Here is a 22,409-nt window from a genome sequence, read left to right as displayed (position 1 = left end):
CGGCCGTCTGCCTTCCAATGCCGATGGCACCTCTGACCCCGCACCCACCTCCGGGTGTCACGGGACCTGTGCTGGTCGAGACGTGTGGGAAAATGTAGTCGTTTGCTCAGGCGCGGGAAGGACGCTGCACGTGAAACCCTCCTTCGGGACGCCCAGACTCTCGAACGCGGCAAATGCCTGGCAGCAACTTCACCACCTCGACGACCGAGAACGCCAAGACCGGCTAGCTGCCGACCGTAACCTCCTGGCCGCCCTGCAGCGCGCTAATTTCACCGGCCCAGACTGGACGTTCGTCGAGCGGGTGCTAGCGGAATACGGAGTGGCGGTCATCGCGTCGTGGATACGCAAGGGCACCATCGCCAGCAAGTGTGCGGAAAAGAACGTACGGTGCCCTGACATCCCAGACTGGGTCCGTGCAGACAAGGACAGCCCGGACGACATCGCCACTGAGACAGTCGCCGTCGCGATTGTCGCCTACCGCGACAATGTGCTCGCGAAGGGAATCTGGGACCCGACCAAAGGTGCCTCACTTAAGACGTTCTTCATCAACCAGTGCCTGTTCAAGTTCGCCAACGCCTACCGGTTCTGGAAGAAGGGTCAACCGGACCCCAACACCGAACTGGTCACCGACGACCTCGAGATATTGGACAGCGGTGCCGTCACCAGCGTTGAGGACGACGTGATCCGCAGCCAGGCGGCCACAATGATCCTGCAAGGCGCATCAAACCCGAGAGCAGCTCGCGTCCTGGCTATGGCAGCCTGCGGCTACAGCAACGCTGCCATCGCCGCTGACCTGGGTGTCAGCGTCAATGCTGTCAAAGGAATCCTCAAGCGCGAGCGCGCCAGCGCGGTCCGCAACAACCCCCAGAGGGGAGCGTCATGAGCGAGATTGAGAAGCTTGTCGCCGAGTCATCATTGGGCAGCCGCAAGGTTACGGCGAATCGAGCGAGTGTGTCGCCGAAACGTGCCGCACTAGTGGTTGAGCGCGCTGCCGAGGTGGCCGCGAAGAAATCTTTGAAGTCAGCGACTCCTTTTCGCGATTCGCGCACATAAAAGCCAGTAGGCATTCCCGCCCGGGGATGCCGCAAGGCCGCTGGCACGTACAACCTGTCAGCGATCAGCGCGAGGAGGCGATCAGCCTGACACCGAAGGCCAAACAAGAACGGGGTGAGTGCCTGCAAGCACCCACCCCGCGCGCCAAGGCGGCTGCAACCGCCTCAACCCGTCCGCCTGCACTGCGAAGCACGAGAGGACGTCTTCATGGTAGACCACCCGCCACATGCCGAGCCTGAACAACCACCGTCGATCTGGACGGCCACGCCGCGACTCATCCAGGGAATCCCCGACTGGTATCCCTACGGATGTCCGGTAGACGGGCCCTACAAGATTCCCCAGCTCCCACTAGTTCTACCGACTGACGTGCCACGGGAGACTCGGCCGTTCGACAAGGTAGCAAGCGCCGACCCACGCGCCGGAACAATGCTCAACTTCTATGTCGACGAAAAGAAGCTCAGGCGGCTGCTATGGAACCCAGCACGGTTCGCCTCCAGCTGGGAAGGAGTCTGGGGTATAAGCTCGCCAGACTTCTCAATCTGGGACGAGTGGCCACCGCAATTCCGGCAAACGGCCACCTGGCTCAATCGAGCGATTGGCCGTGTTTTCGCTGATCACGGATTTACGGTCGTGCCTCACGTGCGATGGTGCGACCGATCCGACTACGACCACTGCTTTGCCGGTGTCCAATACGGCTCTTTGGTCGCTGTATCCACCCACGGCTCATGGCGGGCGGGGGATCTCCGCCACGGCTTCACGATGGGGCTCAGCGACCTCAAAGAACGGCTCGCGCCGTCGGCAGTCATACTCCACGGGCCCATCAACCGGGTGGTTCGTCGCGAGCTCTCCGGCATTGAACTAGTTCACTTCGACGCCGATCGCACCCGCCGAAACAAGGCGGCCTGAGGTGGGTGCGCGCAGCGGTGGCGGGGCGACCAGCGGTCCAAGTTCTTCTAGCGCTCTCGCGAACAACATCGAGGCACTCAGCTACGAGTATCCACTTACACCCGGCGGCTACTTCGGCGTGAAGAGCAGGAACACCCGCGCGATTGTCTCCGACAACCCGATGTCGACCGCTGACTCCTTCTGGAAGACCCTGTCCAGGGACGGCAGGCCCGACCCCTTGCCTAACGGCAAGGGCGACCGCGTGAGATTCGACGACAACTCCCTCGTCGTCTACCGAGTTGTCACAACCAGCAATGGCAGTCCAGCAGTCGAAATCTGGGTGGAGTCCTCCAGCGGTCGCAAGATCGCGGCGTACCAGAAAATCCACTTCGTCCTGAAAGAATCACGGTGATGACGATCATGAAGCACGCGATGCTCAACCTCGACCAGAGTTCGCTCCACCAACTAGCAGCACTCGTTGGCACGCCGTGGCGATTGGTCACCGGCGAGAAAGTCCCCGAGAAGCCGCGTCACCTTTTCGCATGGGACGACGTCGTCGTCTCTGCCGGAGGTGTTACTTTGGCGATCCACAACGAACTGACCGAGGCTGCCTTCGAGGAGGAGCCCGACGAATACCCGTTGCTTAGCGTGAGGGACGGGAGCAAGCGCCTCATCGCCGACGAGAACGGCGGCCGGGTGTTTTTCCAGCATCGCGGCGAGCCAATCCACAACGTCTACATTGTGCGCGAGTCCATCACACAATTGATGAGCGGTGAGCCCACGTGGGAGTACGTCACCGACTACGCCGTCATCTTCGAGTTCGCCGGCGGTGCAATCGTGGTCGGGAAGAACGGTCACCACATGGAAGGGATGCAAGTGTCTTTCGCCGACTCTGTTGCGACTGTTGACATCGCCGATCGGAGTATCGAATGGGACTGGGATAACGAGTTGGGCGAGGAGTACGAAGTAGGTCGCGAGATCCTTCCGATCGAGGATCTGCTCGTCCCCAACTGAACCATTGGAGATCCGAGCACACGGCGGGATTGCACACAGTGATGTGCATCTTGGTGTAGTGTCAGTCGGCTTTGCACCTTGACGACGGGGACGCCGATGCCACTCACCCTTGCCGACATCACTGCCGGAACGCGCCTGGCCGGGCGCTGGCCACGACCAGTCACCGTCGTCGCCACAACACCGCACGGCGACGCGGCATTGGCCATCGTCATTCGCGACGACGAGACCGGTGTCGCCGAGGAGATGCTCTACGAAGCCGAACTCGACGGCCTCACCATCGCATCGGGGGCCGAGTCGGGCTGGACCTTCGACGCCGATCCCACCCGGTTCAAGCTCGCCACGGAGGCGCTGCGCATCAGGATGGCCGGCTCCCACGATCCGATGGTCGCCGTGGCCACCAGTGACATCTCCCCACTACCCCACCAGATTCGCGCCGTCTACGGCGACCTGCTCCCCCGCACACCGCTGCGGTTTCTACTCGCCGACGACCCTGGCGCCGGAAAGACCATCATGGCCGGGCTCTACGCCAAGGAACTCATGCTGCGCGGCGACCTCGCGCGCATGCTCATCGTCGCGCCGGGCGGCCTCGTCGAGCAGTGGCAGGAGGAGCTGGAAACGAAGTTCGCGATCACCGCGACTCTGCTGTCCCGGGAGATGGTCGAGACCAGCGTCGACGGTGATCCCTTCGCCGCTCACCCGATCATGATCGCGCGAATGGACCAGCTCGCCCGTAACGAGGTCCTCCTCGAAACGCTCTCGCACACCGACTGGGATCTCGTCGTCGTCGACGAGGCGCACCGCATGTCGGCCAACTGGTGGGGTGGCGAACTGCGGATGACCCGGCGCTACGAGCTCGGCCAATTGCTCGGTTCCATCAGCCGTCACCTGCTGCTGATGACGGCTACTCCCCATTCGGGCAGCGACGACAACTTCGCCGCCTTCCTCTCCCTGCTCGACGAGGACCGCTTCGCCGGCCACCAGCTGCCCGGTGCACCCACCCCCGACACCACTGGGCTGATGCGCCGGATGGTCAAAGAGGAGCTACTCACCTTCGAGGGCAAGCCCCTGTTCCCCGAGCGGATCGCCGAGACGGTCCCCTACGACCTCTCCGACGGTGAACTGGAACTGTATGAGGCAGTCACCCACTACGTGCGCGAGGAGATGAACCGCGCCGAGTCGCAGGGCGATTCACCACAGCGGCGGACCGTCGGCTTCGCCCTCACGGTGCTGCAGCGGCGCCTGGCGTCGAGCACCCACGCGATACTGCGCAGCCTGCAACGGCGCCGCGACCGCCTCACGACGATGCGCGCCGAACTCAAGGCGGGGCGTAACCCGTTCGCCGACACACCCCGGGTCAACCCTGCCGACTTGGACGATTCCGACGACTACGACGCTGCCGAATACGAGGCCACGGCGGATGAGGTCGTCGACGCCGCGACCGCGGCGCGGACCGTCGCCGAACTTGACGTCGAGATCGCCCAGCTCGACGACCTCGTCGCCATGGCCACCCGGGTGCGCGACTCCGGTGTCGACCGCAAATGGTCGGAGGTACGCGACCTGCTGACCGACCGCAAGCTCTTGCAAGGCCCCGACGGACAACCGCGCAAGCTCATCATCTTCACCGAACACCGCGACACCCTCGAGTACCTCACGCGCCAGATCCGCAACGTTCTCGGCTCCGACGAGGCGGTGCTCACCATCCACGGCGGCACCCCGCGACGCGAGCGGGTGGCCTTGCGCGAGCAGTTCACCAACGATCCGCGACGGAAAGTCCTCGTCGCCACCGATGCTGCCGGTGAGGGCCTGAATTTGCAGGCCGCGAACCTGATGATCAACTACGACCTGCCGTGGAACCCCAACCGCCTGGAACAACGCTTCGGCCGCATCCACCGCATCGGGCAGAAGCAGGTCTGCCGGTTGTGGAACGTCGTCGCCGATCAGACCCGCGAGGGCCAGGTCTACTTACGGCTCTTGGAGAAGATGGAGCAGCAGCGCCGCGCCTACGACGGCAAACTCTTCGACGTCCTCGGCGAGTCATTCACCGATACGCCCCTGCGCGAGCTGCTGATGGAGGCGATTCGCTACGGCGACGACCCGAAGCGGCTGGAGGAGATCGAGCGGGTCGTGGATGCGACGGTCGCCGACGGGTGCCGCGACCTTGTCGAATCCCGTGCACTCGCGCGGGAGACCCTCGGCCCGCTCGAATTGGAGCAGTTGCGCCGCGAGATGGACGAGGCGCAGGCACGTCGGCTGCAGCCGCACTACATCGAACGTTTCTTCCGCGACGCCTTCGGCGCGGTCGGCGGCCGGCTTGCCAAGCGCGAGCACGGGCAATTCCAGATCTCCAACGTGCCGCTGGTCCTGCGTGACCGACCGGTCCGACGCGAACACGGGGGCCGACCGGTCGTGCGGGCCTATGAGCGGGTGGCGTTCGAACCCGCCGCCGCAGAAGGCGTGCGCCACCGCATCGACCTGCTGGCACCCGGACATCCATTGCTCGACGCGGTGGTCGACACGACGATCGAGCGGGGTTTCGACGAGCTGCGCGGCGGCGCGCTCCTGTTCGACCAGTCCGATCCGGGCGATCAGCCGCGGGTGATCGTCGCCTTGACCGGCGAGATCGTCGACGGCACCGGGCATGTGGTGAGCAAAAGGTTCAGTTTCGTCGAGCTTCGATCCGACGGAACCACCGTCGACGCCGGGCCCGCACCCCATCTCGATCTCGCCCCGTTGGACTCCGCTACGGATCGGGCCGCGGCTCGCCGTGCCGCTGATCGCGCACTGACGTCCGGCTGGATCGCCGGCGGTTTGGCCGATACCGCGATGGGCTGGGCAGCGGGCACCGCCCAACCCGAGCATTTGGCACAGGTGCGTGCCCGATTGGTTCCTGAGATCGACCGGACCGCCGATGCGGTGCGCTCGCGCCTGCACGGACAAATCAACCATCTGCACGGCGAGGTCGCGCGGCTGCGCGAGGAGGATGCGACCGGCGGGGGTCGCCGCAAGCGCCGACACAGCCCCGACACGCTGGCGGCACGCGCCGAGGATCTCGAGCTGCGCCTTGACCGTCGCTTGGCGAAACTGGACCGGCAGCGGGCGCTGACTGCGAAGCTCCCCGAGCTGGCCGCAGTCATGCTGGTCATCCCCGCCGGAATGCTCGGCGGGTCAATCGCCCAGTACGCCCGCGATACGACGGTGAGCGAGCGCCGCGCCGTCGACCTGGCATTGGCGTCCGAGCGCTCGCTGGGCCGCGAACCCGAGGAGATGGCGCACAACAACAAGGGTTTCGACATCCGCTCGACGACGCCGGGCACCGCCGAGCCGACGGTCTTCCTGGAGGTCAAGGGCCGCGTCGAAGGTGCGGACAGCGTCTTCGTGTCCTACAACGAGGTGCTGCATGCGTTGAACACCGGACCGCAGCACCGGCTGGTGCTGGTGTCGGTGAGCCCGCAGGGCCCCGTACACGATGAGATCCGCTATCTGACCGACTACTTCAGCGACGTCCACCTCGGCGATGCCGACGTCGCAGGCGTGCAGTTGCAGTGGAAGAAGGTCTGGGTCAAGGGACATCCGCCGCACTGATCGCAGTCGCGTCGGACACACATCGTATTGTGCGGTAGGCTGGAACGTTCTGCTCATCTCACCAAGGGGTGCCTGTGTCCGACTCTGCACAACATGTTGATCTGCCGGTTCCGGCCGTCGCGCGACGCAAGCTCATTGAAGTCAGCATCCCGCTGCAGAAGATCAACGAGGAGTCGGCACGGGAAAAGTCGATCCGGCACGGTCACCCGTCGACGCTGCACCTGTGGTGGGCCCGCCGACCCCTCGCAGCAGCCCGAGCCGTACTCTTCGCCCAGCTCGTCGACGATCCCGCATCGCGCCCCGACCTGTACCCCACCATCGAGGACCAGGAGTTGGAGCGCAAAAGGCTGTTCGAACTCATGGAACGACTGGTCGTCTGGGAGAACTCCAACGACGAGGCTCTGCTGCGTGAAGCACACCAGAAGATCCTGGACTCGACTGACGGCAACCCGCCGCCCATTCTCGACCCCTTCGCCGGCGGTGGCACCATCCCGCTGGAGGCGCAGCGCCTCGGCCTGGAGGCCCACGCCTCCGACCTCAATCCGGTCGCGGTGCTCATCAACAAGGCACTGATCGAGATCCCACCGAAGTTCGCCGGTCGGCGCCCGGTGTTCCCCGGTGCCGCCGACGAGACCTTCCAGGAGTGGCCGCGCGCCACCGGCCTCGCCGAAGACGTCCGCCGGTACGGCCAGTGGATGCGCGACGAGGCGGAGAAGCGCATCGGTCACCTGTACCCGAAGGCGATACTCCCCGATGGCACCGAGGCAACGGTAATCGCGTGGATCTGGGCGCGCACGGTCACCTGCCCCAACCCTGAATGCCGCATCGCCATGCCGCTGGTGCGCTCGTGGTGGCTGGGCAAGAAGAAGGGCAAGGAGGCCTACGTCGTGCCGGTCATCGACGGCAAGACCGTGCGCTTCGAGATCGGCCATGATCCGGCGAAGGCACCGACGGCCGAGACCGACGGGACCGTCGGACGGCGGGGCGCGACCTGTGTGCGCTGCGGGTCGGCCGTCGAGTTGAAATACATCCGCGCCGAAGGACAGGCCGGTCGGATGGGAGCTCAGCTCATGGCGACGGTGGCCGAAGGGGATCGACGAAGGGTCTACCTCGCGCCGACCATCAAGCACGAGCAGGCGGCTGACGTTCCACGTCCGACGGACGTTCCCGCAGGCGACCTCCCCAAGAACCCGCGCGACTTCAAGACACCGAACTACGGGATGACGACCTTCGCGGACCTCTTCACTCCGCGCCAGTTGACCGCACTCACCACCTTCAGCGATCTCGTCGGCGAGGCCCGGGAACGAATCCTGCACGACGCCCTGGTTTCCGGCATGCCAGAAGGCGATCGCCTCGAAGCCGGCGGTACCAGTGCCGCCGCCTACGCCGATGCGGTGGCGACCTACATGGGTTTTGCAGTGAGCAGGACTGTCGACCGTTCCTCAACGATCTCCAGCTGGGACTCATCGGCATCGAAGATCCGAAACGCGTTCGCGCGGCAGGCTCTCCCAATGAACTGGGACTTCGCCGAATCCAACCTGTTCTCGTCATCCACGGGCAACTTTCGCGGGCAGCTTGAGTGGGCGGCGGAATCGTTGGCGTCATGGATCGGCAGCGGGACTGGCGACGCAATCCAGGCATCAGCGCAGGAGCGCCATCTAAGTCATCTCCTGTCTACTGACCCGCCCTACTACGACAACATCGGCTACTCAGATCTCTCCGACTATTTCTACGTATGGCTACGACGCTCACTCAGGGATGTGCATCCCAACCTGCTCTCCACCATGCTCGTACCGAAGGCCGAAGAGCTCGTCGCCAATCCCTATCGGCACGGAGGTCGAGAGGGCGCTCACGAATTCTTCGAGGACGGATTCCGCGAAGTCTTCCGACGGGCCCGCGAGAACGCACTCCCCGACTTTCCCATCACCGTCTACTACGCCTTCAAACAGCAGGACACCTCGAAGGACGGGAAAGTATCCACCGGCTGGGAGACTCTGCTGGAGGGCATGATTCAGTCGGGCTGGCAGATCACCGCCACCTGGCCCATGCGCTCCGAACTCGGCAATCGCATGCTCAGCCACGGCACCAATGCCCTCGCCTCCTCCATCGTCCTTGCCCTCCGCCCGCGACCCGAGGACGCTCCCCGCATCGACCGTCGGGGTTTCACTGCAGCACTGAAAGCCGAACTGCCGCAGAAGCTTCGGGAACTGCAGCAGGGCTCGATTGCCCCCGTGGACCGACGCCAAGCCGCAATCGGCCCAGGAATGACGGTCTTCTCGCGCTACAGCCGGGTCATGAATGACGACGGATCACCCATGACTGTTCGCAGCGCATTGCAACGCATCAACGTGATCCTTGATGAAGTGCTTGAGGAGATGGTCAATGACTTCGATGACGAGACCCGATACGCCCTCACCTGGTTCCGCCTGTACGCCTTCGATACCGGGCCGTTCGGCGACGCCGAATCCAACGCCACCGGCCGCATCTCGTTGGACCACCTCGAACGCTCCGGCATCCTCACCAAGGGCGGCGGCAAGGTGGCACTGATCGCCCCACGCGACATGCCCGCCGACTACGACCCCGCCGGCGATGACGCGATCAGTCAGTGGGAGGTCGTCATGCACTTGACCCGTGCGCTGGCGACCGATGGCATTCCCGCCGCCTCGGCCCTGCTTGGTCAGGTCCCGTCCACCGTCGACCGTGATCTGTGCCGGGAGCTGGCCGGTTTGCTCTTCAAGCTGGCCGAGGACCGGAAGAAGACGGCGCTCGCCGTCGACTTCAACCAACTCGGTGCCGCCTGGAACGACATTGCCCGCGGTGCCGGAACCACCGGCTCCCAGGGCACCCTCCTCTAACCGCCGACCGAGCCCAAATCCCCGCCGATCGAGCCCAGATCCGCATCGACCGAGCCCACGACTGGTACGGAAGTGACTCCAGGTGCGAAAACGTTCCGCGGAACGCTACCCGGCCGGCCTGGCGAGGTGTGCCTCGATGAGTCGCCGAGTGTACTTCGAGACCGACATCCCGGCCTCCCGTGCACGTCGCTCCAGTTCGGCCTGGTCGACGCCGACACCCGCGCACGTACGACGGGTGCGCGTGAGCCGTCCCCCGACAGTGACTTGCACGTCCTCAACGCTGGCGACCGAACCCGGGGGGATTCGCTCAGGGAGTGCCATCGCTGCACTCCTTCCATTCCGAGTCCCATCCACGTCCGAATGACAATGAACAACACGTTATGAAGCGTCTGACATCCGCGGCGTCAGTGCGTCGCGATACGGTTCAGCTACCAACTCGTTGTGTACAAGAGGATTCGCTGTGGCCATGAACAATCGGGACCGCGTCCATCGGGCGATGGATCTGCTCGGTCCTGCGCTGAACCGCTTCCACACCAAGGTCCTGGCCCCCGAACTCGGGGACAGTTCCTGGGTGGACCTGATCAGGCTTCGCGACCAAGGCAAGGGCGCCCCGGCAGACAAGATCTACAACCCCGACGATCCGCTGGTCGGGCTTCGCATCATCACCAACAACATCCCCAATGCGGTCCGACGCGGGTGGTATCCGTTCAACGACCACCTGTCCCGCACCCAAACGAGTTGGGCCACCGAACTCTTCGAGGTCCGCAACAAGGACTCCCACAACGAGGCGTTCACCAACGAGGACACACAACGTGCCCTCGACACCACCGAGCGCTTCCTCATGGCGATCGGCGCTCCGACCGAGGCCGACCAAGTCCGCAAACTGCGCAACGACGTCGTGCGCATCGCTCACGATCGTGAGGATGCGCACACCGCGCGCGCCAATCCGAGCCTCGCCGTCGGATCGGACAACCTGCCACCGTGGCGCGAGGTGCTCTCGCCGCACCCCGACGTCGCCAGCGGCGATTTCAACGCCGCAGAGTTCGCCGCCGACCTCTACTCGGTCGCCAATCCGAACGCCGACGCCAAGAAGAACCCCGAGTACACCGATCCGGTCCCGTTCTTCGAACGGACCTACCTCACGCACGGCTTGACGGACTTGATCAAGCGCAACGTCGCACGCTTGTCCGGCGACTTGAACGCCTCCCCCGTCGTCAACCTGCAGACCAATTTCGGCGGCGGCAAGACGCACTCGATGCTCGCACTGTGGCACCTGGCCTCCGGCATCCCGAGCAGCGCCTACCCCGACGACGTCGCCGTCCTCGCCAAACCACTCGACGAACTGCGCAACACCAAGATCCGGCGTGTCGCCCTCGTCGGCAACCAACTGGAGCCCGCCAAGCCGGACACCCGCGGCGGCCGACCCGGAATCCGCACCATGTGGGGCGAACTCGCTTGGCAACTCGGTGGACAGGATGCTTTCGACATCGTCGCCGATGCCGACCGCACCTCGACCAGTCCCGGCGCCGCCCTTCGCGAACTTTTTGAGTTGTATGCCCCGGCCGTGATCCTCATCGATGAATGGGTCGCATACGCGCGACAGCTCGTCAACACCGCCGGTCTGCCGGCCGGTGACTTCGACACCCAGTTCACCTTCGCCCAGACGCTCACCGAGGCGGCCAAGGCGACCAAGGGCGTCCAGGTGGTGATCTCCATCCCCGCGTCGTCGAACCCGAACGACGGCAAGGACGAGATCTCCGACGAGGAAGTCGGCGGCGAATACGGCCGCGAAGCGCTGTCACGCCTACGGCAGATCGTCGGGCGCACCGCCGACCAATGGCAGCCCGCCAACGCGCAGGAGAGCTTTGAAATCGTCCGGCGACGCATATTCGCCACTCCCGACGCAAACGCGATGTCGAAGATCAGCGCAATCGCCAAGAGCGTCGTCGAGTTCTACCGCAAGAACGCCACCGACTTCCCCAGCGAGGTCCGCGACAACGCCTACATCGACCGCATCAAGCAGTGCTACCCGATCCACCCCGAGCTCTTCGATCGGCTCTACGAGGATTGGTCCACCCTCGAGCGCTTTCAGCGGACCCGCGGCGTCCTGCGCGTGATGAACCAGATCGTGGGTTCGCTCTGGCGCGACCAGGACAAAGCGCCACTCATCCTCCCCGGGGGTGTTCCGTTGGAAAATCCGGATTTCGTCGACGAGATCCGCTACTACCTCGACGAGAACTGGCACCCGATAATCGATGGCGACGTCGCAGGTCAGACTTCGGTTCCCTTCCAGGTCGACAAGAATAACGACGTGTTCGGCAAGCGGGGCGATGCCCAACGACTTGCCCGGGCAATCTTCATGGCTGCCACGCCGACACTGCACACGGCGCACAAGGGTGTCGACAAACCGCGGATCTTCCTCGGCACAGCCATTCCCGGTGACACCCCGGGCAACTTCCATTCCGCCCTCGACCACCTCGCCAACAGATCCACTTACCTCTACACCGAGGCGTCGCGCTATTGGTACGACACGCAGGCGAACACCACGCGCGCAGCACGTGACCACGCTGAGAACCTTCGCGACGCCGACGTCTGGGAGGAAGTAGACAAGCGGCTCGCCGTTGCCCGAAGGGCGTCGCGGGACATGACATTCGCTGCCGTACACGTATGCCCCTCCTCGTCGGCCGAGGTCCCCGACGAGCCGAGCACGCGCCTGGTGATCGTGCCGATGCGCTTTGTGCACTCTGCCCGCTCTACCTCCGGTGACGCGTTGGACTGGGCGGGCGATGTCCTGGAGCACCGCGGCGACGGCAACCGGGCCTACAAGAACTCGTTGGTCTTCGTTGCCGCCGACCACAAGCGTGCCCCCGAACTCGACTCATCGGTCCGTGAGTTCATCGCTTGGCGTTATGTGTACGAGAACGCTGAGAGCCTCGGGCTGGGCGGTCAGCAGACTTCGCAGGCCAAAATGCGGATGGAACGCGCCAGCGAGATAGTGGATACGCGCTTACTCGACACCTTTGTCTGGGGCCTCTACCCAAAGCAGTCCTCGGGCGAGCCAACGTACACGGTCGGCACCTCGTCCACGAGCGGGTCCACCACCGACCTCATCGGGCGCACCGCGGCCAAGCTCGAGGACCAGATCGCGACGGCCCGCAGTGCCGCCCTCATCCGCATGGACCTGGACGGGCCACTCACTGCGGCATGGGAATCCGGTGCCCTCTCGGCTGGGCAACTTCATTCCTTCTACGCGACGTATCCCTACCTCACCCGTCTTCGCGACCGCGAGACCTTGTTCGACGGGCTGCGCTCCGTCGACGACGAGATGTTTTGGGAGAGAGACGGATTCGCCTTCGCCGACGGCTATGACGACGGCGAGAACCGCTTTATCGGACTGCGACTGCCCACCGACGACGTGGCAGCGCACATCGTCGATTCAACGCTAATCGTCAAGCCGCCGGTCGCCCAAGCCCAGCGCGAGGAAGAGATAAAGGACTATCGCGACGATCACCCCGACGAGGACGAACCCGACCCGCCTCCTACGCCACCCGGTCCCAAACACCCCGCACCACCAGCACCGAAAACCCAGTACTTCGGCTCCGTGACACTCAACCCCGATCTGCCGGCAAAGGCATTCAACGAGATCCACGCCGAAGTGCTGCAGCACTTGTCAATGTCTGGCGGAACCGTCCGTATCACCTTGGAGATCGAGGCATCCACCCCCGACGGCTTCACCGAGAACGTCGTCCGGACCGTGCGGGAGAACGGCAGCACTCTGCGCTTCACGACGAACGAATTCGAGTAGGCCTACCCGTCCGCGTCTTTACCGAGGCGCTCGCGTAGTTCCCTCTCCACCCGGGATCCATCGGTCAACTCCGGCGACTGCTTCGGAAGCAAAGTGTTGATGTCGGGAAGCAAGTAGGCGGGCGGTACGTTGAGTGCGACGGCCAACCGGTAGACCGTCGACAGTTGCGGGTCGGAAATGAACGGCTCACGGTTGCTGCGGGCGCGCTCGAGGTTGGAGACCTGGTTGCGATGCAGGCCGGCTTCGTGCGCGAGGGCTTCTTGGGAGAGGCCGCGCAGGCGCCTGACGTGGACCAGTCGGTGAGCGAACGAGTTTGCGTAGGAGCCCCAATCCAGGGACCCACGCACTCGTTCCGGCACATCTTCCACAGTCGTCGCGGCACACCTGATTGTCAGCACACAGAGATGTGAACTCGCGGTGGCGCACGACCGTTTCGGGTGAGCCTGGCCACTCCACACGCCCCTGCGCTTGCCGAAAAAGTGTTAGTCAGTAACACTTGTCGGCATGTCGTCAGCACTGTTCCGTCTCGGACGCTTCTGTTTCAACCGCAAATGGTGGGTAATCGCGGCGTGGACCGCGCTACTCGCGATCCTGATCACGCTGGTCGGCGTGCTCCAGCCGAAGTTCGCGAAGGACTTCGACCTGCCCGGCACCGATGGCGGTGTCGCGATGGAGCAGATGACCGAGAACTTCCCGGAGATCACCAAAGCCCAGGAAGAGGCCAACACGACGATCGTCGTCGCCGCACTCAAGCCGGGCGACAACCTGACCAAGCACACCGAGCAGATCAACAAGCTCGTCGAGGAACTGCGCACGCTGCCCAGCATCGTCGCGCCGCAGACCGTCGTGGGTCCCGTCGACGCCGCCAAGCTGATCCGTGCCCAGATCGACGCCGCCGTGGCCGCCGGAAAGCTGCCCGCTGATCAGGCCGAGGCCATGATCGCCACGCAGACCAAGCAGGTGTTGAACGCAGACCAGACCGTTGGGCTGATCAAGACCCACCAGTCGATCAACATGATCGATGCCACCGCGAAGGACAAAGAGGAGCTCACCAAGATCCTCGAACGCAACCGCGTGAACGGCCTGCAGGTCGAGGCCACCGGCGGCATCATGCAGGCGCAACCCGAGCAGGGCCTCGCCGAGGTGCTCGGCTTCGCCATCGCATTCGTCGTGATGATCGTCGCCTTCGGCGCGGTCGTCGCCGCCTTCATCCCGTTGATCACCGGCATCGTCGGCGTCGGGATCACCGTCCTCGCGCTGACCCTGTCCACCGAGTTCATGAGCGTGAACCAGGCCGCCACCGGCATCGTGACGATGCTCGGCATCGCCGTCTCGATCGACTACGCGCTGTTCATCGTGTCGCGCTTCCGGTCCGAGCTCAAACGCGGCGGCGCGCCCGCTGACGCCGCCGGTCGAGCCGTTGGTACCGCCGGTTCGGCAGTCGTCTTCGCCGGCCTGACGGTGATCATCGCCGTCGCCGCACTCATGGTCATCGGCATCCCCGTCATCACCCAGATGGGCTTCGGCGCGGCCATCGGTGTTCTTGTCGCCGTCCTCACCGCGCTCACCCTGATCCCGGCGCTGCTCGGCGCGGCGGGCAAGCGGACCTTCAGCCCGAAGATCCCGTGGATCCGCCAGGCGGAGGGCTCGGAAACCTCCGTGACCAACGGCGTCCGGTGGGGGCGCTTCGTGGTGAAGCACCCCATCGTCGTCACAATCGTCGGATTGGCGATCCTCGTCATCGCCGCCATCCCTGCCACCAACATGAAGTTGGGCATGGACGTCCAGGGCGAGGACACCGTCGCCGCCCAGAAGTTGATGAGCAAGGGCTTCGGCGAGGGCGTGGGCGGCGAACTCTTCGTCGTCCTGCACACCGACAACGGCACGATCGACGCCGCCGCGACAGCCGCGATCAAGGAGATCGCCGCACTGCCCGACGTCCAGTCGCCGGAGTCGCTGATGTGGCTGGGCAACGGAACGCCCGCCGGCCCCGACGACCAGCTCAAGCACACCAACGCAAACACCGCGCTGCTCTTGGTCACCCCGAAGTCCGGTCCGAGCGCCCCCGCGACGCACGAACTGGTCGAGAAGATCCGAGCGCTCAGCCCGAGCATTGCCAAGCAGGGCGCGGAGATCCACGTCGGCGGTCAGACCGCAATCCTGTCCGACCTGTCGGAGAAACTGTCCAAGGCCCTGATCCCGTACCTGGCGGTGGTCGTCGGGTTGGCGTTCCTCATCATGATCGGCGTCTTCCGATCGCTGTGGGTGCCGCTGATCGGCACGGTCGGCTTCATCTTCTCGGTGCTGGCCACATTCGGTGTGACGGTCCTGATCTTCCAGGAGGGCGCGCTCGGGCTCATCGCCAACCCGAAGCCGATCCTGTCGTTCCTGCCGATCTTCCTGATCGGCGTGGTGTTCGGCCTCGCGATGGACTACCAGGTCTTCCTGGTCAGCCGAATGCGCGAGGAGTACATCCACGGCATGCCGGCCAAGGAAGCGATCGTTGCCGGCTACCGGCACGGCGCCCGCGTCGTGGTGTCCGCGGCGATCATCATGATCTCGGTCTTCTCCGCGTTCATGTTGTCGCCGGACACGCTGGCCAAGATGATGGGCTTCGCGCTCGCGATCGCAATCATCTTCGATGCCTTCATCATCCGGATGGCCGTCGTGCCCGCAGTGATCGCGCTGCTCGGCGACCGTGCCTGGGGTCTACCCAAGTGGCTGGACAAGTTGGTCTTCAACTTCGACATCGAGGGTGAAGCGGTCCGCGACCGCGGCCTCGAGGCCGAACCCGCCAACGCGTAGGCCCAGCGCCGACGATGAGTGTCACGGTCGGCGGCGGGGTGCGGGCCCAGAACAAGGCCCGCACCCGCGCCGCCATCCGCGCGGCGGCGATGGAGCTGTTCGCCAAGCAGGGATATTCGACGACGACGGTCGAGCAGATCGCCAAGACCGCCGGTGTCTCACACACGACCTTCTTTCGCTACTTCTCGTCGAAGGAGCAGGTGATCATCGGCGACGATCTCGCCGAGGTGCGCGAGGCCACCTTCGCCGCCATTCCCCCCGGCCTCTCGCATTTCGACCTCGTGCGCCACATGATCGACGACCTGTTCACCGTCGTCCTCGAAGACGAATGGGCGTCGAACTATGAGCGCCTCGAACTGATCAACGGCGATCCCGAACTGCGCTTCGCCCATCAGGTGGAGACCGAGCGGGCGATCTCCGAGGGTACCGAGTTCATCGCCGACTACGTCGGGATCCCGGCCGACGATTTGCGGCTGCAAACGTTCGTCGCAGCGGTCAGCGGCGTGATGTTCCACATCGCCCAGTCCACCGAACAGATCACCCACGAGATGGCCCGGGACCGGCTCATCACAGCGCTGAATCTGCTCGAAGCAGGCCTCCCGCTGCGCGACTGAGCCTGCTGCACCGCGGTCGACCCCGCCTACTTCGCCGTCGACTTACCGCCGAGATAGGTGTTCACGACGGGGATCGCGCCGATCCTGTCCGGCGCCACCGTCAGCGGGTTGGCCCCGAGGACGACGAAATCGGCCACCTTTCCGGGCTCGAGCGATCCCACCCATTTCTGCAGGCCGTGCTGGGTAGCCGGCTCGATCGTGACCGCCCGCAATGCCTCCTGCACCGGTGCGCGGTGCTGCGGTCCGAGGACGTAGGACTTCGTGAAATCCGGGTACGCCCACGTCTGGCGGGTGACCGCCTGCTGAATGAACCACAGCGGATGCGACGGCGTCACCATCGAATCGCTGTGCATCGACCACGGGATGCCGTACTTGCGGTCCCAACCGATCGGGTCGATGTTCGCGCCCGCACCGGGACTCAGCATCTGGTCGAACGCGGCACCCCAATAGGCAACATGGCCGATCAAGTGGGTGACGCGCACGTCGAGCGCGGGCACCTTCTTCCCGTCGACCTCGTAGTCGCCCCGTCGCAGCTTTGCCACGTCGGCGGAGAGTGACTCGTCGACGACGGTGTGGTGGATGATCAGCACCGGCTGGGTCGCCTTCTTCCGCAACTGCATCTTCGCCAACGCCGCCACGATCCACCGGTTCGCCTCGTTGCCGTTGGCGTGGGCCTGGATCTGCCAGTCCCCCTGCGTCCAGTACGGCTGCAGATCCTTGACGACCTCGTCGGGTCCGGTGACGTCCGCGCGCCCCTCGCCGGCGCCGTCGCAGTGCCCGCCGGGGCGGTAGGAAATCGGCGGGGCGAGCTTGGCCGTGCAGCCCTGCGTCGAGCCGTCAACCCACAGCTTGATCCCACGGGCTCCCAGCCACTTGGGCAGTACGCAGTCGGCATCGGCGCTCGGATCGCATCCCGGCCCGGTGGCGGTGATGCCGTCCCGCGAAGCGGTGTCGAAAGTGACGGCCGCGGTCACGCGCAGCGGGGTGTCCGGGTTCTGCGTCAGCAGTTCGTCGGCCTCGAGTTGCTTGCGTCCCTGCACACCGCCGTCGACGATGGTCGTCAGCCCTGCCGCCCGCAACTTGTCGATGGATTTCGCGACGACCGGCATGTTCTCGGCAACGAACTTCTTCGGATCGATCTGTCCCAACACCGCCAGGTTGCTCTTCCCCATCGCCGCCATGAACGGCGCATAGCCGGCGGCCTCCTGCAGGACACCGGTGAACTCGCCCTTGTCGTCGGTCACCCATCCACCGCCAGCCTCGGTCACCGTGTTGGGGACCGCACACTTGGGCTGACCACCGCAGACAGCGGCGAACGCCTTGTCGTTGGCGTAGGCAAGGTGGCCGGACTGGTCAAGCACCAGCACGGGTCGCTCCTTGCTCACGCAGGCGTCGAGGAAGACTTTGGGGCGCTGGGTGAACGTCGCCGTCCCGGTCGTCCCGCACCTGCCCGCCACGAACGGTTGGCGCGACGGATCCAAGTTCATACCGAGGATGAATTCGCTCGCGTTCTGCGCACCGGTCGGCTTCACCGTCATCGATTGGAGCGCCGACGTGACGTCGGCGACCCGGGCGCACTGCTGCGGGTTCCGGCTCTCATAGGGCGGCGGCAGGCAGGGCGCGATGTTGTGCGTACCCATCAGGTCCTGGACGATCGTCGGTCCCAAGTGCATGTGCGGATCGACGAACCCCGGCGCCATCACCTGGCCCGGGGCCAGCTTGACAGTCTTCACATCCGCGGGCAGCCCCTCGCGGACATGCTTCTCCGATCCGACCGCGACGATGTGCCCGGACGGGCTCACCGAGACTGCCTGCGCGACGGAGTTCTTCGCGTCGACGGTGAGGATCGTTCCGATGTACACGGTCGATACGTCCGCGTCGTCCTTCCGCGCACCGCCGCACCCGACTGTGACGGCGAGAAGCGTTGCGGCCGAGAGGATTCCCGCCGCCCGAAGAGGTACCCACATGACATCGTCTCCATCCGTCCGACCCGCCGGTTCGAGCAGACTCTAACGCGCAATCAAAACGCGCGGCACCGATACACTCGTCGCCATGCCGTACTCACTGCAACCGATCACCGACGAATCCTTCTTCGACACCGCGCCGTTGAACTACACCATCGACGTCGAGGTCCCCGCCGAACCGGACTACGTCTGGTCGGAGTTCACCCGGCAGAACACGCTGGACTGGTGCCGCGCACTGAAGAAGGTCACCTACACCAGCCCCGAGCCCTACGACGAGAAGACGACGCGCACCGCCGTCCTCGCCGCCGGAGCGATAACGCTCAACGAGCAGTTCTTCATCTGGGACGAAGACCCCGCCAAGCACGTCTATCGACACGCCTTCTACGCCAAGATCTCCTCGCGTCCCGGACTCAAGCAGTTCGGCGAGTTCACCGAGGTGACGCCTTCGCCCGGTGGCCGCAGCCGCATCGTGTGGAAGTTCGCCATGCGGACCAGTGGCGTCGCACTGCCGTCGTTTCTCTCGACGCCGATCTCCGCGGCCGCGTTCGGCAGCGTCAAGCGCGACACGGTCAAGCACTTCAGCTGACCTGACAGGTCCTCACTTGAGCCCGCACGTCCACCAACCGCCACCGAGGGACGCCGGGTCCTCGCACAGTTGCCCGTACATGTCGAAGCCCTCCGGTGAGCCCGACGGCCGATACAGATAGCCGCCGGCGTCGTCGGGGACGCCCACCCACTGCGGGAAGAATCGGGTGTCGCGGAGCGGACCAACGCCCGACGACACCCGGCCGCCGACGCTGAGATACCGCAGTGGCAGTGGCAGCCGATTTCCGTAGTAGTCGGTACCCGGATCCACCGTTGCTGCCTTCTCGAACATCAACCGATTGACGGCGAACCACCCGCGCGATGACACCTGCCACCAGCTCCCGACGACGACGGTGATCGCGACGACGAGCGCAACCACCACTGCCCCGGCCGCCGAGCGCGCACGGATCGTGCTGGACCCGAGCAGCGCGATTCCCGCCAAGGACACAAGCCACACCAACGGGATGACGATTAGGTCGAGGACCCACAGATTCGGCCGAAGGAACCAATAGGTCATCGCGATCAGCCAAAGGCCCACGCCGACTATTGCGCGCCGGTCCCGTCGACCGCGCCCGACCGAGAAGGCAGACTCCTCGACCACCAGAGGTCGCTAGCCCAACGCCTGCTTCAAGTCGGCGATGAGGTCGTCGGCGTCCTCGATCCCGACCGACAGGCGCACCAGGTTGTCGGGCACCTCCAGCAGCGAACCCGCCGTCGACGCGTGTGTCATCGCGCCGGGGTGCTCGATCAGCGATTCGATGCCGCCCAGGGACTCGGCCAGGGTGAACACCTTGGTCCCGGCGCACAGGTCCAACGCCCCCTGGCGCCCGCCGGCGACGAGCACCGACACCATGCCGCCGTAGCGCCGCATCTGCTTGGCCGCCGCGGCATGGCCAGGATGGCCGTCCAAGCCCGGGTACAGGACTTTCTCGATGCCCGGGTGCGCCGAGAGGAACTCGACGACCGCCTCGGCGTTGTCGGAGTGGCGGTCCATCCGCACCGCCAGCGTCTTGATGCCGCGCAGCGTTAGATAGACGTCGAACGGGCCGGGCACCGCACCCGCACCGTTCTGCAGGAAAGCGATCGCCTCGTCGAGCTCGGCGGAGTCGGTGACCAGGATCCCGCCGACGACGTCGGAGTGCCCGCCGAGGTACTTGGTCGTCGAATGCAGGACGACGTCGGCGCCCAGCGCCAACGGCTGCTGCAGATACGACGACGCAAACGTGTTGTCGACGACGAGCTTGGTGCCCGCGTCGTGGGCGACCGCAGCGATCGCCTCGATGTCGCCGATGTTGAGCAGCGGGTTGGTCGGCGTCTCGACCCACACCAGCTTGGTCTGCGGCGTGATCGCGGCGCGCACCGCGTCGACGTCGTTGACCGCGGCCACCGAGTAGGTGATCCCCCATTGCGAGAACACCTTGTCGATGAGCCGGAACGTGCCGCCGTAGGCGTCGTTGGGGATCACCAGGTGGTCGCCTGGGCGCAGTGTCGCGCGCAGCAGCGCATCGGTGGCGGCCATGCCCGACGAGAACGCGCGGCCGTACCGCCCACCTTCGAGCGCGGCCATGTTGGCTTCCAGCGCGCGGCGCGTCGGGTTGCCGGTGCGGGCGTACTCGAAACCGTCGCGCAACCCGCCGACCCCGTCCTGGGCGAATGTCGAGCTGGCGTAGATCGGGACGTTGACCGCACCGGTCAGCGGGTCGGGCTCGTACCCGGCGTGGATCGCGCGCGTGGAGAATCCCTGGTTGGGATCGTCACTCATTCTTTTCCTCCGACGTTGGGGTGCAGGCTCACAAACGCCAACAGGTCGTGGCGGGTGATGACGCCGATGGGCTTGCCGTCCTCGACGACCATCAGTGCGTCGACTTTGCTGAGCTCGTTGGTCGCCGCGGACACCGGTTCACCGGCGCCGATCAGCGGGAAGGCCTCGCCCATGAACTTCGACACCGGGTCGGCCAGGCCGGCCCGCCCGGAGAACACGGCCGAGAGCAGGTCTCGTTCGGTCACCGCACCGGCGATCTCGCCGGCCATGATGGGCGGCTCGGCGCCGACGACGGGCATCTGGGAGACCCCGTATTCACGCAGGATCTCGATGGCGTCGCGCAGCGTCTCCTGCGGGTGCGTGTGCACGAGGTCGGGAAGGCCGCCGCTCTTGCCGCGCAGCACATCGCCGACGGTGGGCTCGGCCGCGTCGGCGCCGTCGAGCGACGAGCGCAAGAAGCCGTAGCTGCTCATCCACTCGTCGTTGAAGATCTTGCCCAGGTATCCGCGTCCGCCGTCGGGCAGCAGCACGACGACCAGCGAGTCAGGGCCCTCGCGCTTGGCGACCTCCAGTGCCGCGACGACGGCCATGCCGCACGATCCGCCGACGAGCAGGCCCTCCTCGCGGGCCAGGCGTCGTGTCATCTCGAAGGAGTCGGCGTCGGATACGGCAATGATCTCGTCGGGCACCGTCGGGTCGTAGGCCTCGGGCCAGAAGTCCTCGCCGACGCCCTCGACGAGGTACGGGCGGCCCGTCCCGCCGGAGTAGACCGAGCCCTCCGGGTCGACGCCCACGACCTTGACTGCGCCGCCCGAAACGTCCTTGAGGTAGCGGCCGGTGCCGGTGATCGTGCCGCCCGTGCCGACGCCGGCGACGAAGTGGGTGATCTTGCCGTCGGTGTCGCGCCAGATCTCCGGGCCGGTGGTCTCGTAATGGCTCGCCGGGCCGGCCGGGTTGGAGTACTGGTTGGGCTTCCACGCGCCGGGAATCTCGCGGGTGAGGCGGTCGGAGACGTTGTAGTAGCTGTCGGGGTGCTCGGGTGCGACGGCGGTCGGGCATACGACTACCTCGGCGCCGTAGGCGCGCAGCACATTGCGCTTGTCCTCGCCGACCTTGTCCGGACAGACGAACACACACTTGTAGCCGCGCTGCTGGGCCACCAGCGCCAGGCCGATGCCGGTGTTGCCCGACGTCGGCTCGACGATGGTCCCGCCCGGCTTGAGCAGCCCCGCCTCCTCGGCGGCGTCGACCATCTTGACCGCAATCCGGTCCTTGGAACTGCCGCCCGGGTTGAGGTACTCGATCTTGGCGGCCACGGTTCCCGAACCCGGTTCGGTAACCGAGTTGAGCTTCACCAGCGGCGTGTTGCCGACCAGGTCGATCACATGATTGGCGATGCGCATACCTCTATGGTCGCACTCGATCCGCCTGGTGACGCACGGGCCCCGTGGTTGCCGGTCACGCTGGGTCCAACCCAGTAGAGTT

At 65.3% G+C, this 22,409-nt stretch carries 15 protein-coding genes; 10 read left to right on the top strand and 5 right to left on the bottom strand.

Annotated features, from left to right (window positions below; translation table 11 throughout):
• Positions 1–130: 130 nt before the first annotated feature.
• The 7 genes from B4L26_RS05240 (at position 131) to B4L26_RS05210 (ending at position 13,194) form a co-directional block, all read left to right on the top strand.
• A complete protein-coding gene (locus tag B4L26_RS05240; protein WP_290716668.1) occupies positions 131–883 on the top strand; it encodes a hypothetical protein in 753 nt (250 codons plus the stop codon).
• A 377-nt stretch (positions 884–1,260) separates the two neighbouring features.
• Positions 1,261–1,959, top strand: a complete 699-nt coding sequence (locus tag B4L26_RS05235; RefSeq protein ID WP_290716665.1) for a DUF4417 domain-containing protein — start codon at positions 1,261–1,263, stop codon at positions 1,957–1,959.
• A 1-nt stretch (position 1,960) separates the two neighbouring features.
• Positions 1,961–2,350 carry a hypothetical protein gene (locus B4L26_RS05230; RefSeq protein ID WP_290716662.1) on the top strand — a complete coding sequence of 130 codons (390 nt, stop codon included), beginning with the start codon at positions 1,961–1,963 and terminating at the stop codon, positions 2,348–2,350.
• Positions 2,350–2,952 (top strand): hypothetical protein, encoded by a 603-nt coding sequence (locus tag B4L26_RS05225; protein WP_290716660.1) that lies wholly within the window; start codon positions 2,350–2,352, stop codon positions 2,950–2,952. The genes B4L26_RS05230 and B4L26_RS05225 overlap by 1 nt, the downstream gene beginning before the upstream one ends.
• 96 nt (positions 2,953–3,048) lie before the next feature.
• Positions 3,049–6,534 carry a helicase-related protein gene (locus tag B4L26_RS05220; RefSeq protein ID WP_290716658.1) on the top strand — a complete coding sequence of 1,162 codons (3,486 nt, stop codon included), beginning with the start codon at positions 3,049–3,051 and terminating at the stop codon, positions 6,532–6,534.
• A 74-nt stretch (positions 6,535–6,608) separates the two neighbouring features.
• Positions 6,609–9,389, top strand: a complete 2,781-nt coding sequence (locus B4L26_RS05215; protein WP_290716656.1) for a DUF1156 domain-containing protein — start codon at positions 6,609–6,611, stop codon at positions 9,387–9,389.
• 466 nt (positions 9,390–9,855) lie between these two features.
• Positions 9,856–13,194: a DUF499 domain-containing protein gene (locus B4L26_RS05210; RefSeq protein WP_324548169.1), complete on the top strand. Its 3,339-nt coding sequence runs from the start codon at positions 9,856–9,858 to the stop codon at positions 13,192–13,194.
• Positions 13,195–13,196: 2 nt separating this feature from the next.
• Here the strand turns inward: B4L26_RS05210 and B4L26_RS05205 are convergent, their stop codons facing one another.
• A complete protein-coding gene (locus tag B4L26_RS05205) occupies positions 13,197–13,553 on the bottom strand; it encodes a helix-turn-helix domain-containing protein (protein WP_290716650.1) in 357 nt (118 codons plus the stop codon).
• A gap of 145 nt (positions 13,554–13,698) precedes the next feature.
• Here B4L26_RS05205 and B4L26_RS05200 point away from each other — a divergent pair, with 145 nt between their 5' ends.
• Entirely contained in the window at positions 13,699–15,999 is a 2,301-nt protein-coding gene (locus B4L26_RS05200; RefSeq protein WP_290716647.1) for an MMPL family transporter, read from the top strand.
• A 14-nt stretch (positions 16,000–16,013) separates the two neighbouring features.
• Entirely contained in the window at positions 16,014–16,613 is a 600-nt protein-coding gene (locus B4L26_RS05195) for a TetR family transcriptional regulator (RefSeq protein ID WP_290716645.1), read from the top strand.
• Between the two features lie 26 nt (positions 16,614–16,639).
• Here the strand turns inward: B4L26_RS05195 and B4L26_RS05190 are convergent, their stop codons facing one another.
• On the bottom strand, positions 16,640–18,580 hold the full coding sequence (locus tag B4L26_RS05190) for an amidohydrolase (RefSeq protein WP_290716642.1): 1,941 nt from the start codon (positions 18,578–18,580) through the stop codon (positions 16,640–16,642).
• Positions 18,581–18,665: 85 nt separating this feature from the next.
• Between B4L26_RS05190 and B4L26_RS05185 the strand changes: the two genes are divergently transcribed.
• Entirely contained in the window at positions 18,666–19,163 is a 498-nt protein-coding gene (locus tag B4L26_RS05185; RefSeq protein WP_290716640.1) for an SRPBCC family protein, read from the top strand.
• Between the two features lie 12 nt (positions 19,164–19,175).
• Here B4L26_RS05185 and B4L26_RS05180 read toward each other — a convergent pair whose 3' ends face one another.
• The 3 genes from B4L26_RS05180 to B4L26_RS05170 form a co-directional block, all read right to left on the bottom strand.
• Positions 19,176–19,679 carry a hypothetical protein gene (locus tag B4L26_RS05180; protein ID WP_290716639.1) on the bottom strand — a complete coding sequence of 168 codons (504 nt, stop codon included), beginning with the start codon at positions 19,677–19,679 and terminating at the stop codon, positions 19,176–19,178.
• 93 nt (positions 19,680–19,772) lie between these two features.
• Entirely contained in the window at positions 19,773–20,924 is a 1,152-nt protein-coding gene (locus tag B4L26_RS05175; RefSeq protein ID WP_290716637.1) for a cystathionine gamma-synthase, read from the bottom strand.
• A complete protein-coding gene (locus B4L26_RS05170) occupies positions 20,921–22,327 on the bottom strand; it encodes a cystathionine beta-synthase (protein ID WP_290716635.1) in 1,407 nt (468 codons plus the stop codon). The genes B4L26_RS05175 and B4L26_RS05170 overlap by 4 nt, the downstream gene beginning before the upstream one ends.
• Between the last annotated feature and the right edge of the window lie 82 nt (positions 22,328–22,409).

Origin of the sequence: Gordonia sp. UBA7599, from assembly GCA_002477755.1 — a bacterium.
Classification (GTDB): Bacteria; Actinomycetota; Actinomycetes; order Mycobacteriales; family Mycobacteriaceae; genus Gordonia.
The sequence above is the reverse complement of the archived record's forward strand: the minus strand, read 5'-3'. Positions and strand labels throughout refer to the sequence as shown.